This window comes from Nonomuraea sp. NPDC049269 (genome assembly GCF_043197155.1).
In the GTDB taxonomy this organism is placed as follows: domain Bacteria; phylum Actinomycetota; class Actinomycetes; order Streptosporangiales; family Streptosporangiaceae; genus Nonomuraea.
Map to the genome: position 1 here is coordinate 1,422,908 of NZ_JBICSO010000002.1, position 13,538 is coordinate 1,436,445.

15 protein-coding genes are annotated in these 13,538 nt (G+C 67.0%); 4 read left to right on the forward strand and 11 right to left on the reverse strand.

Features of this window, described 5'->3' with window-relative positions; translation table 11 throughout:
- The first annotated feature begins 41 nt into the window (after window positions 1-41).
- Window positions 42-1,205, forward strand: coding sequence for an epoxide hydrolase family protein (locus ACGFNP_RS16860; RefSeq protein WP_393319316.1), 1,164 nt, complete (start codon window positions 42-44; stop codon window positions 1,203-1,205).
- 159 nt (window positions 1,206-1,364) lie between these two features.
- On the opposite strand, the gene ACGFNP_RS16865 is transcribed toward ACGFNP_RS16860, so the two are convergent.
- The 4 genes from ACGFNP_RS16865 to ACGFNP_RS16880 form a co-directional block, all read right to left on the reverse strand.
- Window positions 1,365-2,045, reverse strand: a complete 681-nt coding sequence (locus ACGFNP_RS16865) for a hypothetical protein (RefSeq protein ID WP_393319319.1) — start codon at window positions 2,043-2,045, stop codon at window positions 1,365-1,367.
- Window positions 2,042-2,602, reverse strand: a complete 561-nt coding sequence (locus tag ACGFNP_RS16870) for an RNA polymerase sigma factor (RefSeq protein ID WP_358327329.1) — start codon at window positions 2,600-2,602, stop codon at window positions 2,042-2,044. Before ACGFNP_RS16870 ends, ACGFNP_RS16865 begins: the two co-directional genes overlap by 4 nt.
- Window positions 2,603-2,808: 206 nt before the next feature.
- On the reverse strand, window positions 2,809-4,008 hold the full coding sequence (locus tag ACGFNP_RS16875) for an erythromycin esterase family protein (protein WP_393319322.1): 1,200 nt from the start codon (window positions 4,006-4,008) through the stop codon (window positions 2,809-2,811).
- Window positions 4,005-4,592: an NAD(P)H-dependent oxidoreductase gene (locus ACGFNP_RS16880; protein ID WP_358330476.1), complete on the reverse strand. Its 588-nt coding sequence runs from the start codon at window positions 4,590-4,592 to the stop codon at window positions 4,005-4,007. The genes ACGFNP_RS16875 and ACGFNP_RS16880 overlap by 4 nt, the downstream gene beginning before the upstream one ends.
- A 103-nt stretch (window positions 4,593-4,695) precedes the next feature.
- Here ACGFNP_RS16880 and ACGFNP_RS16885 point away from each other — a divergent pair, with 103 nt between their 5' ends.
- Window positions 4,696-5,322: a TetR/AcrR family transcriptional regulator gene (locus ACGFNP_RS16885; RefSeq protein WP_358330473.1), complete on the forward strand. Its 627-nt coding sequence runs from the start codon at window positions 4,696-4,698 to the stop codon at window positions 5,320-5,322.
- 59 nt (window positions 5,323-5,381) lie between these two features.
- Here ACGFNP_RS16885 and tgmC read toward each other — a convergent pair whose 3' ends face one another.
- The 5 genes from tgmC to ACGFNP_RS16910 all read right to left on the reverse strand — a co-directional run bounded on the left by tgmC (window position 5,382) and on the right by ACGFNP_RS16910 (window position 9,170).
- On the reverse strand, window positions 5,382-6,524 hold the full coding sequence (gene tgmC, locus ACGFNP_RS16890; RefSeq protein ID WP_358330470.1) for an ATP-grasp peptide maturase system methyltransferase: 1,143 nt from the start codon (window positions 6,522-6,524) through the stop codon (window positions 5,382-5,384).
- Window positions 6,521-7,489 carry an ATP-grasp ribosomal peptide maturase gene (gene tgmB, locus ACGFNP_RS16895; protein ID WP_393319326.1) on the reverse strand — a complete coding sequence of 323 codons (969 nt, stop codon included), beginning with the start codon at window positions 7,487-7,489 and terminating at the stop codon, window positions 6,521-6,523. The genes tgmC and tgmB overlap by 4 nt, the downstream gene beginning before the upstream one ends.
- Window positions 7,489-7,896, reverse strand: a complete 408-nt coding sequence (gene tgmA / locus ACGFNP_RS16900) for a putative ATP-grasp-modified RiPP (RefSeq protein ID WP_393319329.1) — start codon at window positions 7,894-7,896, stop codon at window positions 7,489-7,491. Before tgmA ends, tgmB begins: the two co-directional genes overlap by 1 nt.
- Window positions 7,897-8,040: 144 nt before the next feature.
- Window positions 8,041-8,286 (reverse strand): DUF397 domain-containing protein, encoded by a 246-nt coding sequence (locus tag ACGFNP_RS16905; RefSeq protein ID WP_393319332.1) that lies wholly within the window; start codon window positions 8,284-8,286, stop codon window positions 8,041-8,043.
- Between the two features lie 26 nt (window positions 8,287-8,312).
- Window positions 8,313-9,170, reverse strand: coding sequence for a helix-turn-helix domain-containing protein (locus tag ACGFNP_RS16910; RefSeq protein WP_393319335.1), 858 nt, complete (start codon window positions 9,168-9,170; stop codon window positions 8,313-8,315).
- A gap of 358 nt (window positions 9,171-9,528) precedes the next feature.
- On the opposite strand from ACGFNP_RS16910, the gene ACGFNP_RS16915 reads away from it, so the two are divergent.
- Window positions 9,529-10,023: an ATP-binding protein gene (locus ACGFNP_RS16915; RefSeq protein ID WP_393319338.1), complete on the forward strand. Its 495-nt coding sequence runs from the start codon at window positions 9,529-9,531 to the stop codon at window positions 10,021-10,023.
- Here the strand turns inward: ACGFNP_RS16915 and ACGFNP_RS16920 are convergent.
- Window positions 10,016-10,780, reverse strand: a complete 765-nt coding sequence (locus tag ACGFNP_RS16920; protein ID WP_393319341.1) for a protein kinase — start codon at window positions 10,778-10,780, stop codon at window positions 10,016-10,018. The two genes, ACGFNP_RS16915 and ACGFNP_RS16920, sit on opposite strands and share 8 nt — an antisense overlap.
- A gap of 318 nt (window positions 10,781-11,098) precedes the next feature.
- On the opposite strand from ACGFNP_RS16920, the gene ACGFNP_RS16925 reads away from it, so the two are divergent.
- Complete coding sequence (locus tag ACGFNP_RS16925) at window positions 11,099-12,532, forward strand: serine hydrolase (RefSeq protein WP_393319344.1); 1,434 nt, start codon at window positions 11,099-11,101, stop codon at window positions 12,530-12,532.
- A 398-nt stretch (window positions 12,533-12,930) separates the two neighbouring features.
- Here ACGFNP_RS16925 and ACGFNP_RS16930 read toward each other — a convergent pair whose 3' ends face one another.
- The gene (locus ACGFNP_RS16930; protein ID WP_358330448.1) at window positions 12,931-13,521 is read right to left on the reverse strand and encodes a TetR/AcrR family transcriptional regulator; all 591 of its coding nucleotides are present in this window, start codon (window positions 13,519-13,521) and stop codon (window positions 12,931-12,933) included.
- Between the last annotated feature and the right edge of the window lie 17 nt (window positions 13,522-13,538).

Sequence of the window (13,538 nt, forward strand, 5' to 3'; positions counted from 1 at the left end):
TTAGGACCGAATCTGTCCTAAGCGTTCCTATGGTCGGAGACATGACCCACGACATCAGCCCCTTCCGCATCGACATTCCGCAGTCCCAGCTCGACGACCTGAAGGCACGGTTGGCGGGCACTCGCTGGCCGGACGAGCTGCCGGGCGTCGGCTGGAGCCGCGGCGTGCCGGTGACGTACCTGAAGGAGCTCGCCGAATACTGGCGAACCGGCTACGACTGGCGGGCGCATGAGGCGGCGCTCAACGCCTACCCGCAGTTCCTCGCCACCCTCGACGGGCAGAATGTGCACTTCCTCCACGTACGCTCGCCCGAGCCGGATGCGACGCCGCTCATCCTGCTGCACGGCTGGCCGGGCGGCGTGGTGGACTTCCTCGACGTCATCGGCCCTCTGTCGGACCCACGCGCCCACGGCGGCGACGCGGCCGATGCGTTCCACCTGGTGATTCCGTCGCTGCCGGGGTTCGGGTTCTCCACGCCGCTGGCCGGGCCGGGCATGGACTCCGCCAGGATGGCCGGGCTCCTCGTCCGGCTGATGGCCCGGCTCGGGTACGAACGCTACGGCGTGCAGGGCTACGACACCGGCTCGTGGGTCGGCCCCGCGATGGGCAAGCAGGACCCGGACCATGTCATCGGTGTCCACCTCAATGCCATGATCACGTTTCCGATCGGGGCGGTCGGCGAGATGGGCGGGCTGTCGGAGATCGAGCAGCGGCGCTGGCAGCGCATGCAGGACTTCAACGACGGTTACCTGCGGTGCAACTCCAAGCGGCCGCAGACGGTGACGTACGGGCTGCACGACTCGCCGGTCGGCCAGCTCGCCTGGATCGTGGAGAAGTTCAAGGAACTCACCGAGCCGGAGGAAGGGCTGCCTGAGGACAGCATCGATCGCGACCGCATCCTGACCGACGTCTCGATCTACTGGCTGACCGGCACGGCCGGGTCGGCGGCGCAGTGCTATTACGAAGAGATCAGCGCCACCGAGCCGGACTGGGGTGACGGCGCGGACGCTTGGGCGCCGGAGCGTGGCACGGTGCCGACCGGGGTGCTGGTCTCCGCCCACGACGTGACCGTTCGTCCCTGGGCAGAGCGTGACCACAATGTCGTCCACTGGACCGAGTTGGGCAAGGGCGGCCACTTTCTCGCGATGGAGGCGCCGGCCCTGCTGGTCGGCGACGTACGAGCGTTCTTCGCGAAGGTGCGCTGAGAGAGACGCCCGCGTACCGGTGCGGCTCGGCGTGTCAAGGGGCCGGCGCATCATTCGAGGCGGGTAGCTGGTTCAGTCGCTCGCCCCGGTGGATCGCGTGGTGGCCCCCGGGCGGTGGGTACGGCGGCGCCGTCCGCCGTACCCACCGCCCGGCGAGGGTCAGCTGCCGGGCGGCGGGTACGCCTCGGGGTTCGTCTTGGGGTCGGGCAGCGTGTCCCAGGACGGGTCGGCGATGACCTTGCAGGGCTTGACCGGGCCGGTGACGAGGTAGCCGCTGAACTGCCACAGAGCTCTGGGCTTGTCCGGGCCCGAGGTTTGGTCCGCGTTCTCGGTGAACTCCATGACGGCCGTCTGCCCCGGCTTGATGTACTGCGGGTTGATCCGTACCTGGCCGCGGCCCATCTTGAACGTCTTGCCGTTCGGCGAGTTCGCGATCGCTTCCTCGATTCTCTTCTGGACCTTGGGATCCTTGCTCTTGAGCTCTTCCTTGGAGAAGGAGGGGGCGCCTTCGCCCTCGCCGCGGCCGGGGGCGCACCGGCTGCCGGGTTTGACGTAGGAGACGTCGGCGGTGACGCCGAGTTTCGCCAGGTCCTTCTCCACCTGGTCCGGGTCCCTGAATTCGTTGATCTTCAGGGTGATCGTGCCGTCGGTGTTCTTGGTGACCGCGTAGGCCGGGGTCTCGGATCCGGTCAGGAGCGGCACCGCGACGGCCGCCGCGGCCGCGATCGTGGCGACCGCTCCTGTGGCGAGCAGGCGTCGTCTGACGAGCAGGCGGCGGGCCTTGTTGCGGGCCACGATTTCGGCTTTGAGTTCCATCAGTACGTGCTCCTTGAAGTTCATCGCGTTCCTTCCATGACGAAGGGAGCCATCTCCGGCACGTTCCTGAGCGTGTGGCGGGCGCGGTGCAGCCTGGCCCTGGCGGCGCCCTGGCGGATGCCCAGAGCGGTGGCCGCCTCGCCGATCGTGAGCTGGTCGATGACGACCAGTTCGAGCATCGCGCGATCACCGTCCGGTAACCCGGCCATGGCCTGGAAGGCCCGCCTGGCCACGCTCTCCGCGTCGATCCGCTCTTCGAGCTCGGCGACGTCGTCGCAGTCGAGCGGCCGTCGTCCGCCTACGCGATCGGCCAGTCTCGTCTCCTTGAACGCCCGCCGCCGCTCGGCCGACAGGGTGTTGCGCGCCACGCCGTACAGCCAGGCGATCTCGCTGCCGAGTCCGGGCCGGTAGGTGTGGGCGGAGTCGAGCACCGCGAGGAAGACCTCCGCCACCAGGTCGGCGACCGTGTTCGGATCATCGACCCGGCGGGCGAGGAACGACGTGATCGCGTCGACGTGGCGCCGGTAGAAGGCTTCGAAAGCCTCCGGATCTGTGGCGATGTCCGCCTGTCTGCGACGCACCGGCCGTGCTCCCTTCGTCGACTACACCCCTTCTTGGTCAGCAGCCGGAAAAGCGTTATGAGAGTGAACAGATGGGGTCAAATGTCTCCGCTGTGAGGCGGTCGCGCGGGCTGACCGCGGAAATCGGGTCGCAGGCCGGTGAGCTGGGGCATGGGTGGGCTCCGGATCCGGGCGGTGCTTGCGGTCGTCGGGGCGGATCGACCGGATCAAGGCAGCCATCGCACTGGGGATGCCTGGCGGATGTGGATGAGCACGTCGAAGGCGTCGGCCAGGGATGCCACAGCCATATGCTCGGCGGCGTCGCGGGACGGATCGTAGACACCGCTGATGACGCGTACCTTCGCCGGTCCGTCCCATCGCCGGCGTATGTCGTCGGGGCGGAGGTCCAGCCAGCGGGCGGGCAGTTTCACCTCGCCGAGCTTGGCGTCGATCAGGTCCCTGGCCGGCTCCGGGACGACGGCGACGCCGAGATCTCCATGATGGAAGCCGATCGCCACGGAGACGTACTGCCTACCGTGGCGTTCGCGCAGCAGGCTGCCGACGCTGGGCTGGGGACCGCGTTCAGGAGCCAGGCCCAAGGTTGCCGGCGCTGCTGATGTGTGAGCGATGCCGTCCCAGAAGGCCACCCGCTGGCCGGTTCGGCGCTGATAGTCGCTGATCGTGTCGGCCCACACCTCCGCATCGCCCGCGTAGCTGCCTCGCCCAGCGACGCTGCGTTCGTGGAAGTCGACGATAAGCCGCATCCGCTCCATGATGGCGCCGTGGGCGTCGATGTCTGGCAATGATCGGATCAGCGTGAGCGCGTCACGGGCGTGGTCGGCGAACGGGCGGCCCGGGTGCAGTCCCCGCACGCGCTGCACGTGCTCATCGGTCTGATGGGCGGTTCGGATGGGATTCAGGTGGGACGCCAGGTCCACCAGCCGTTCCGGGGCCAGCCGATGGACATGTTCGAGGATGGTGTCGTAGTCCGTGGGCTGTGCCTGTGCGGGCTTCACGCCGAAAATCCGGAGGGGATCGTCCAAATGGTCCTGGTTGAAGGCGCGGATCCAGTGAAGCGTCGCGACCATCTCGACGGTGCGCCAGGGACGCCAGGCGTCGCCGAGAGCAGATTCGGCGGTGCCCTCGCCGAAGGTCACGTACCTGTCGAGCCTCGTGGCGACAGCGGCGTTGTCCTGCAGAGCCAGTGCCCGGAATCCGTACCGCTGGGCCAGTCGCCGGAACAGCCGGTCTCGCACGGTGAAGGTCTCGCGGGAGAATCGTGTGGACTCCCCGAGGCCAACGATCTCCGCCTCGACGGCGATCTTCTCGGCCAGCTCGTCGAGCGCGGCGTCCGGCAGCGGGCCGCTGTCGGCAGGCTGCGGTCCGATCGGCTCCCTTGGCACGGCCGGGGCGGTGATGTCGGTCATGCCAGAGCTCCTTCCCGAAGCGGCCGCAGCGCGCTCGACCAGATGACGACCTCGTCCAGCAGGGTGCTGAGGGTCTTGTCCTGGTGTGGGCCGGGGGTGAAGGTGCCCGGTTCGGCCGGGGTCGGGATGGTGAAGTCATGGAACAGGGACAAGGCGACCTGTGTGCGTACGGTGGCGACCTTCAGCTCAGCCAGGATCAACCGTAGGTGCTCGACGGCGCGGGTTCCGCCGTGCAGTCCGTAGCTGACGAAACCGGCCGCCTTGTTGTTCCACTCGGCGTACACGAAGTCCAGGGCGTTCTTCAGGGCTCCGGGGACCGAGTGGTTGTACTCGGGGGTGACGAATATGAATCCGTCGAAGCGACCGATCGTCTTGGCCCAGCGGACGGTGTGCTCGTTGCCATACTGGCCGAACAGCGCCGGCTGCTCCTCGTCGAGCAGCGGCAGGCCGACGTCGACCAGGTCAAGAAGCTCGAAGTCGACAGTGGGGTGTTCCTGGGCGGCCACGCCGGCCACCCACTCGGCGACTGCGCGGCCGCGTCGGCCCGGGCGCGTGCTGCCGACGATGATCGCGATCTTGGTCATGAGAGTCTCTCTTCAAGTGGGTTATTACACCGATCGATGCAAACATTACTCCGATCGGTGCATGTAGTGCAACGATCGGTGTAACCCGGTAGCCTCGGTAGGCATGACGGACAAGAAAAAGCCCGGTGGGCAGCCCGACAAGCGGCGGGCGATCGTCCACGGTGCGCTGCAGTTGTTCGCCCGAGACGGCTACACCCGGGCGAGCCTGGACGCGATCGCGGCGGAAGCGGGTGTCTCCAATCGCACCATCTACAACCACTTCACCGACAAGGCTGAGCTGTTCCAGACCGTGATCCAGGACAGCACCCGGCGAGTGGCCGACACGATGATCGACATCATCGACCGCCACCTGGCAAAGGTCGTCGACCTGGAGAACGACCTGGTCGAATTGGGGCTCGCGTGGCTCCGGTTGCTGACCTCCGACCTCGCCCCGCACTTCGCCTTGATCCGCCAGATCAACGCCGAGATCGAGCACATTCCCCCGACCGCACTCAAAGTCTGGCAGGAGACCGGGCCCAGTCGCGTCCGCCAGGAACTGGCCAACCGGCTATGCCAGATCGCCGGCAGTGGCCAGCTCACCTTGGCCGATCCGCTTCGCGCGGCGGGACACCTCATGCTGCTCATCTCCGCCGAAAACCTCACCGACCGCACGGCCCTCCACGACGAGGCCGAGCTCGCCGCCATGGTGTCCGCGGGCGTGCGTGCCTTCCTCTACGGCTACAAGAGGTGACCCGCCGGTTTGCGGCCGAGGATGGCCAGCTTGGATCACTGCTGCCATACCGAAGATCGCTAGGCGGGAAGGTTCCATGAGGGGCCGTCGGGGTTGCCGAGCCATACCTTCTGACCCTGTTTGGTGACGGTGAGGCCGAACCTCGACTGGTGCGGCCTGCCCGCCACCTGCCAGGCCGAGACCGCCTGTTCGACGCCATCCCACAGCTTCAACGGCCCGTGCTGGCGTACCAGCCAACCTCCGTCCGGCGACTGCTCGGTGGTGGCCTGCGAGCCCGTTGCCACGTCCAGGAGGATGATCCGGTCGTCCGCCCCCATCTTCTCGGCCGACGGAGCGCCGAGCTGGGCCACGAACAGGCCGGTCGGGTCGTGCAGAACGCGCGGGTCGATCACGCTCTCGCGCTGCTCGCCGAGGCCGAGCAGGTAGTGGGAGCGCGGGGGCCGGTCGTGGGGCCGGGCGAACATGAACGACAGGTCATCGGTCAGGAAGCGTCCCGTGGCGGTGCCGTCGTCGGCCAGGGTGAGGTGCGCCAGGGCCGTGCCGCCCATCCAGCCGGACAGCGGCGCCGTGATGGTCCCTCCGTCTCGGACCTGCCACATCCACGAGGCCGGAACGTAGCGTACGGAGCAGGTCGCGATCAGCCGGTCATATTCTGCGTTCTTGTCATATCCCGCCAGACCATCACCAACGACCAGGGTCGGCGCGTAACCGGCGGCGGTGAGGGCGTGCGCGGCGCGGGCCGCCACTTCGGGGTCGTACTCGATCGACGTCACCTTGCCATCCCCGAGGCGATGACAGAGCAGGGCCGTGGAGTAGCCGGTGCCGGTGCCGATCTCCAGGACCCTGTTCGCGTCGCCGATCCCTGTGGCCTCCAGCATGCGTACGACCAGGCTGGGCAGGGTGGAGGAAGACGTGGGCGGCCCGGGCAGAGGGCCGTTGGCGGCCTCGGCCATGACTCCCTCGACCTGTGTGACCCAGGTCCGGTTCTCGTAGGCCATGCGGAGCCACTGCTCGCGGGATGTCTTCGCGCGCTGGACCGGCTCCCATAGCGGTCCGTTCGTGTCATCGACGGGCCGGAAGACCGCCTCTCCCAGGAACAGCTCGCGCGGCACGGCTTGGACCGCCGCCGCCCAACGGGCGTCGGTGAGGGACCCCTTGGCGACCAGGAGTTCTGCCAGCTCTTGGCGGAGTTCGGCGCTCACGAGAGCTCCCTCGGGCGGGTCAGATGGTCGGCTATCGCGCTGGAGATCTGCTGCGGGATGGGATCGTCGAACCAGGCCCACTGGCCGTTGGGATTGCACTCCAGGAACACCCACTGGCCATCATGAGTCAGGGAGAAGTCGAAAGCCCCGAAAACAAGCCCGAAAGCGTCGAGGTAGGCGCGCATGCCCTTGATCACAGCGGTCGGCGCCTCGATGAGCTGGTAGGTCAGCGATGGGTAGTCGTGCCGCCAGTCAAGGCCGGGAGCGCCGTCTATGCGGACAGGGAACACATGCTCACCCACCATGGTCACGCGCACGTCGGCGATCTTGTTCACCTGCTGCTGGAACAGGTGCGCGGCCCCGCTGACGCTCTCGTTCAAAGTGCCGGGGTCGATAACGTCCGCCCACACTGTACGAGCCTCTCCATCAGCGTTCCGGTAGGGGGTGGACCACAGCGGCTTGTAGACCACACTCCCCATCCGCGAGGCGAAGGTACGGGCACTGTCGACCCGGTTGGTGATCAGCGTGGACGGAATCGTGAGCCCGCAGGCGGCGGCCGTGGCGAGTTGGACCGGCTTGTGCTCGGCGTCGCGATTGCGCCAGGGATGGTTGAGGTAAGAGGCCCCCGGTAGCGCGGCCATGACACCGCCCAGACCGAAACGGGACTGGTCAGCGACCCACGCCCCCGTGTACTTGTCGAGGTCCTCGGGCCGACGATAAGGCGTCGGCTGACGCCAGTAGACAGCGCGCACACCCGCCAGGTCGAGATGGCGCGTCTGAGTGCCGAGGGAGCCCTTCATGCCCGTGCCGTCAAGGAAGGCCTCCAGCGTTGCGTGGCGTGGGAAGTCGGCGCCGGGATCGAATCGCACGACCGGGACGTCCCGGCCGTGCAGCTCGCCCAGTACCAGGTCGGCGGTGGGGTCATCCAGGCAGGCGACCACCAGGACCGGGGCTGGGATCGGCATCAGTCCGACACCCAGTCCGTCGTGGAATCCGGCTTTGCACCGCCGTCCCTGCTGCCGTCACCGTCTGGGGTAGGCGGCGCGGTAGGGGTGGCCTGCTGCACGTTGGAGCCGTGCTTGCCGGCGGCCTCGATCGGCCGGTTGGTCACCGGATCGAGGCGGACGCCCTTCTGAGTTACAGGGTCGATGCTGATGCGGTGATGAGGGGTGGGCACTTCGCCCTGGGAAGGGAAGGGGGCCATCCGGCTCACACCCCAGGGAACGAAGCTCTGGTCCGCGGGAGCAGCGGGGACTGGCTCATGAAGCCTCCGAATCAGAGCGGGCACGCGTGCAGCGGCCTCGGCGGGCTCCAGAGGAGGAACCTCGCGTTCGGTGACGGACGCCTTCACCGTAGAGAGGGGCTGCGCCACTCGTCATACGTTCTATGAAAGAAGTTCCTTGGGAACGGTTCCACTATTCTGGCGTTTGAGGACAGAAGCCAAAAGCCCTCCCTTGGGCGCAAGGGGAGGAGGGTCGGCGGGCTACATGAATGCAGTCGATGTTGACGCGTTCGATCAGACAGTGATCAGATCGGTGTATTCGCCGTCCTGCATGCCGAGCACAAGGGCGGCGAACTCAGCCTTGTCGAAGTACAGCTTCGGGCCGTCGGGGTCCTTGCTGTCGCGAATAACGACCAGATGGCCGTGTTTGTGCAAGCCCGCGCTGGCGGGAACGTGGATAAGTCCTGCCTCAAAGCAGTTTCCATCGGCATTGCTTCGCTTCGGCTTGCGCCAGCGTACCTTTGACAGGTCGATCTCCATGCCTGCTCCTTCGTTTGATGTATGCATCAGAGATCCTTTTCCGCCTGGACGAGCAGTCGCAGACTCTCGCTGGGGTCCAGCGCCTTAGCTCGAAGGTGGTTAAAAACTACGTTATATCGATCAACGACGTCGGCTTCCTCTAGATAACGGGCATCTGTCTGGCTCTCCAGATAGACCACATCGGGAGAAGTTCGCTCGGGGAACTCGATGATCACGAAGCTTCCGTCCATGGCAGGATGGGAACCGGCGGAGAACGGCAGGATCTGCAGGGTGATGTTGGGGCGTTCAGTGGCCGCGATCAGGTGCCTCAACTGGGCCTTCATCGTGGTGGTGCCGCCCACCATGCGTCGGATGCATGCCTCATTGGTGATCGACCACAGCCGCAGTCCGTCCGGCGCGGCCAACTGCTCTTGGCGGGCGAGACGGAAAGCTACCTTCTGCTCTGTCTCTTCGGCGCTCAAGTGAATGGGCGTCGTACTGAGGTGGGCCTTGTAGTAGTCGGCCGTCTGCAGAAGGCCGGGGATCAGCTCGGAGTCGTACGGTCTCAACTCGATCGCGGCGGACTCCAGCCCGACGAAGGTCTCGAACCACGGCCGGATCGCCTTCTTGTGATCCTGCCACCAGCCGCGCTGACGCGCCTCGCGGGCCAGCGTAATGAGGAATTCCTTGCGTTCTTCATCGACGCCATAGAGGTCGAGAAGCATGGCCACGTCGGCAGGGCGCGCGACTGAAGTTGCGTTTTCCACCTTTGTGATAGTGCTTGGCGCTACCCCGAGATGGTCTGCGGCCTGGTCGCGATTCAGGCCGGCGGCGATTCGCAACACCTTGAGCTCGGCACCGAGCCGCCTCCGGCGGACCGTTGGGGAAGACAGTCTGCTTGCCACGATTCCACCTCATATATCGGGAAATGCCAGCGGCTCGGAACAATAACTTCTGGAACTGTTCCGAGAGAACGCTTTACATGCTCCTTGTTGTACGGGCACCATCGGGTCAAGGATTCCGTACCCCTACGGTCTGTGACGACCGCAGTGGCAGAACTCGTCGAAAGCTCCGTGCCGCGACCACCGGAGCCGGCAAGAAGCTCGGATCGGGTCTATCGCCAAGGATGCGCCCTGCCCGCCAGGCAAGGTGGCGCGGTGTTCGACCGAGGACCGGATGCGACCCATCCGAGATCAAGCCTGGCGCGAGTAATGGGTGGGACCAGCGGATTGGCGCGATCGGACGGATCTGGAGAGGCGGGCAATGAGCGGGTTGTTTCTGGGCGAGATCGTGTTGCCGGGAGTGAAGCTTGCGGTGCCGCTGGCTCGTCGGTGCGTGGCGGACATTCTGACGACCGCAGGTCATGCGGACGTGGCCGACGTGCGGTTGGTGGCCAGCGAACTGGTCACCAACGCCGTGGCGCACACCGCGTCGGGCCGACCGGGGGGCCTGGTCGCGGTGAAGATCGCCGCTGTTGATGCCGAGACGGCCTACATCGAGGTGATCGACGAGGGGGCGGCGACCGTCCCGCGGATACGTAAGGCGGGCACTGATGACTGCGGAGGGAGGGGCCTGCGGATAGTCGAGATGGCCGCGGTCGAATGGGGCGTGCGCGTCGGTGCTCTGGGGCGGCGCGTTGTGTGGGAAGAGATGTCCACCAAAGTCGGCGCTTCTGCCTGCGCGGGCGCGTCTATGACCAGGCGGCCGAGCGCGACCTCCGAGTGCACCTGGAGAGCCGATGGGGGAGTGGTCACTTGATCTTCCACAGCCGGGCAGTGTTGTCCCAACTGCCGGTGGCGAGGGTTCTGCCGTCCGGGCTGAATGCCACAAGCTGGTAGAGGATCGCGCCGACATTGGAGCCGGACTCGATCCAGGTGGTCCCGGTGAGCAGTTCGTACAGGACGCAGCCGAAGGCGTACAGGTCGGTGCGGTGGTCCACCTGCCCGCCTTGGATCTGCTCGGGCGCCATGTACAGCGGGGTCCCCGCGGAAGAGCCGGTGGCGGTGATCTTCGTGGCGTCGGCGAGGCGGGCGATCCCGAAGTCGCAGATCTTCACCCGGCCCTCCTCCAGCAGGAACAGGTTGGCCGGTTTGATGTCACGGTGCACCACGCCACGGCGGTGGGCGGCGGCGAGCGCATCGGTGATCTGCACGGCCAACTCCGTCACCTGCTCGATCGGCAGGCCCTTGGGACTGGCGGCGAGTAGGTGGAGCAGGTCGCGGCCGACCATCAGCTCCATCACCAAGAACAGCCAGAGCTCGTTCTCATGCCGGTGTTCGTCGATGTCGAAGACCGTGGTGATACCTGGATGATTCAACGTCGCGGCGACCTCGGCCTCTCGCCGGAATCTGGCCACCCCGGTCGGTTCCGCCGCGATGGTCAACGGAAGGATCTTGACGGCGACCGGACGCCGGAGCCGCAGATCGACCCCCCGCCACACCTCACCCATCCCGCCCCGGCCCAGCGGCTCCTCCAGCCGGTACCGGCCGGCCAGCTCCACCTTCCGCCGCACCATCGCCTCCACCTAAGGAAAGATCACACCGCCGCTACATTCCATCAGGTATGTACGGCTGGGGTATCCAGGTTTCCCACGCCCTGCCTGAGCGGCGAAAGGGTCGAACCGCCAGAAACCAAGATCCAGACTGTGTTAAGGTCACGAACCTGCATCGAAGGGGGCCTCGATGAAGGGGTGTAATCGTCATGCGCGCTGAGGTGAGATCACCGTCACCTGCGGATCAGCTGGTCGTCGAGGGTCCTCTATGGACGATGCCCAGGTCGGCCGACGGGCCTGAATCCCTGGAATGTGAACATCTACCGAAGAGGATCACGAATCTTGCCCATCTTCCGAACCAGAACGAGTCGTCGTGCTGTGGCCGCGCTGTCCGCCGCCTCGGTGCTGTTATGCGCCGCGGTACCGTCCGCCCAGGCCGCCGATACCGGTGAGGTGGCCGCCTTCCTGCAGGACGCCATGAACGAGCTGCGCTTCGAGCAGGTCCTCGACCTGGCGCCGCCGGCATCCCCGCAGGCTCGGACGCTGGCCGGCGTGGTCGACAAGGACGCGCAGACGGCCGCCGACTACGCCCGGCTGTTCGCCGCCGCAGTCGACCCCAAGCCCATCGTCCAGCAGCCGCAACTCGACGTGACCGTACTGGAACTGGACCGGCGGGGCCGGCCGGTGTCGTCCGGCACGGTCCTGATGAGCCCGCAGTATCCGAACGGGATCGCCGTGCCGGTGGACCAGAACTTCCACACCGACCAGGTGCGATATCGGCAGTGGGACGACGCGGGATGGTACGCCAACCAGGGCAAGGGCACCATCGACATCGTGCCGGGCCGGGAGAACGCGCCCATCGACTTCATGCTCCCCTATCCGGCCTCCGTCCTGAAGCTGATGGTCACCTTCGGGGTGCTGCGCCTGGTGGACAAGGGCGAGATCAAGCTTGACGACACCTACGCCTACCAGCCCACCACGCTCAGTTCCCTGTGCGGCGGGCCGACGAGCAACACCATCGGCGCCTACATGGACGCCTCGATCACCTCCTCCTCCAACGCCGGGACCTGTGCGCTGGTGAAGCTGCTACACGACCGCGGTGCGGTGGACGAGCTCAACCAGACCTTCCAGGACCTGGGCCTGGAGACCATGCAGCTGAAGAACACCAACCCGGCCAACGGCGGCCGCTGGTCCAACCCGGTCACGATGAGCTCGCTGGACACGGCCAAGCTGCTCGCGCTGGTCAACGGCGTACCTGGCACGGCGTGGACCGCCCCCAACGGCAAGCCCGTCACCGGCGAAGTGCTGAGCGCCACGTCCCGCCAGGTCTTCAAGAAGCTCCTCGACGAGCAGGGCTTCAACGACATGCTCTCCACCACCAACCGGTGCGGCAGCACCTACCCGGCCGCGGGCATCCCGCAGCGGGTGAACTCGCGGTGGGTGGCCGCCGACGGCACGGTGACGGTCGAGGGCCTCAAGTTCGGCCAGGACATCCGGCCCTGCAACAAGCAGGCGCAGGTCACGTTCGGGCACAAGACCGGATGGGTCGGCAACTCGGGAGCTGACGCGGGGATCGTCAGGTCCCTGCCGGGCAAGGCGGGCCGCCACTACGTCGTCGTGGCCATCACCAACCTCGGCACCCAGTACGTCGACGCCAACCGGCCGGCCACCGAGCCCGGCATCTACCCGGTCGCCTTCACCGAGAAGCTGGCCAAGCTTGGTGCGGCGATCGACCGGTACGAGGCCGCCTGGTATGCCCGGCGCAACGTGAAGTGACCATCCGCATGGCAGCCTGTGCAACCGCGAATCGCCGCCGCGTGCGGCTTCGATCCGGTTGTTGACGGTCACGACGGCGCTGGCCCGCTGGCGCCGTCGTGACCGCCCTGCTCCGCTGGGATCTGGAGGCAGCCCGACCTCGTTGAACCAGTTGGTCTAGGAATAGACGGGGCCGTCGCTGTCGCCGTGCGCGACGCGCCGATGTGGCAACGGCGTCCCATCTGGCCCACAGGCGCCTGTGGTGTGGCGCTGACTGTGAGGCATGCGCAGGAGGTAGTTCATCGGGCGGGAGCCGGATGGTTCGTGATCGGCCCGCCGCGGGCGGAGTACCGCGCCCTTCGGTCAAGGGGCGGGTCGCCGTGCGCGGCGACGGCGTGTCCGCCGAGTTCCCGTACGACCTACCTACCCTCAGGGGTGGGGACGTGCTGGTCGATGAGGATGCGTGCGGCGGCGACGGATCGGGCGGCGGGGCCGGAGGGGCCGAGCGTGGCCGCGTTGGCGTAGAGGCCGGAGATGATGAGCATCAGCATGTCGGCCAGGGCTTTGGGATCGGTGGCGCGGGCCGCGGACGCGAGGGTGCACAGCAACTCGCGTAGCCCTTCGAGGTGGGCGACGGCCTCCCGGCGGCCGGGGTGGCCGGGGTCGCGGAACTCCGCCGAGGTGTTGTAGAAGGTGCAGCCGTGGGCGTCGGAGCCCTGGGTGCCCTCCTGGGCCTGCTCCACGATGGCCAGGAGCTGGCGGGCGGGGTCGCCCTCGTGCCGGGCGATCGCACTGCCGATCTGTGCCCAGGCGTGGTCGTGCAGCTCGCCCACCCACGCCCTCACCAGCTCGTCCTTACTGGTGAACTCGCGGTAGAGAGCGCTCTTGCCGAGCCCCGTCTCCTCGACGACCTGCTGCATGCCCACGGCCCGCGCGCCCTGCTCGCGGAACAGACGGGCGGCCGTCTGGAGGATGCGCCGGCGGGTGCCGGGAACCGGTGTGCGCGTCACCTTCGGGTCCCTTCGCG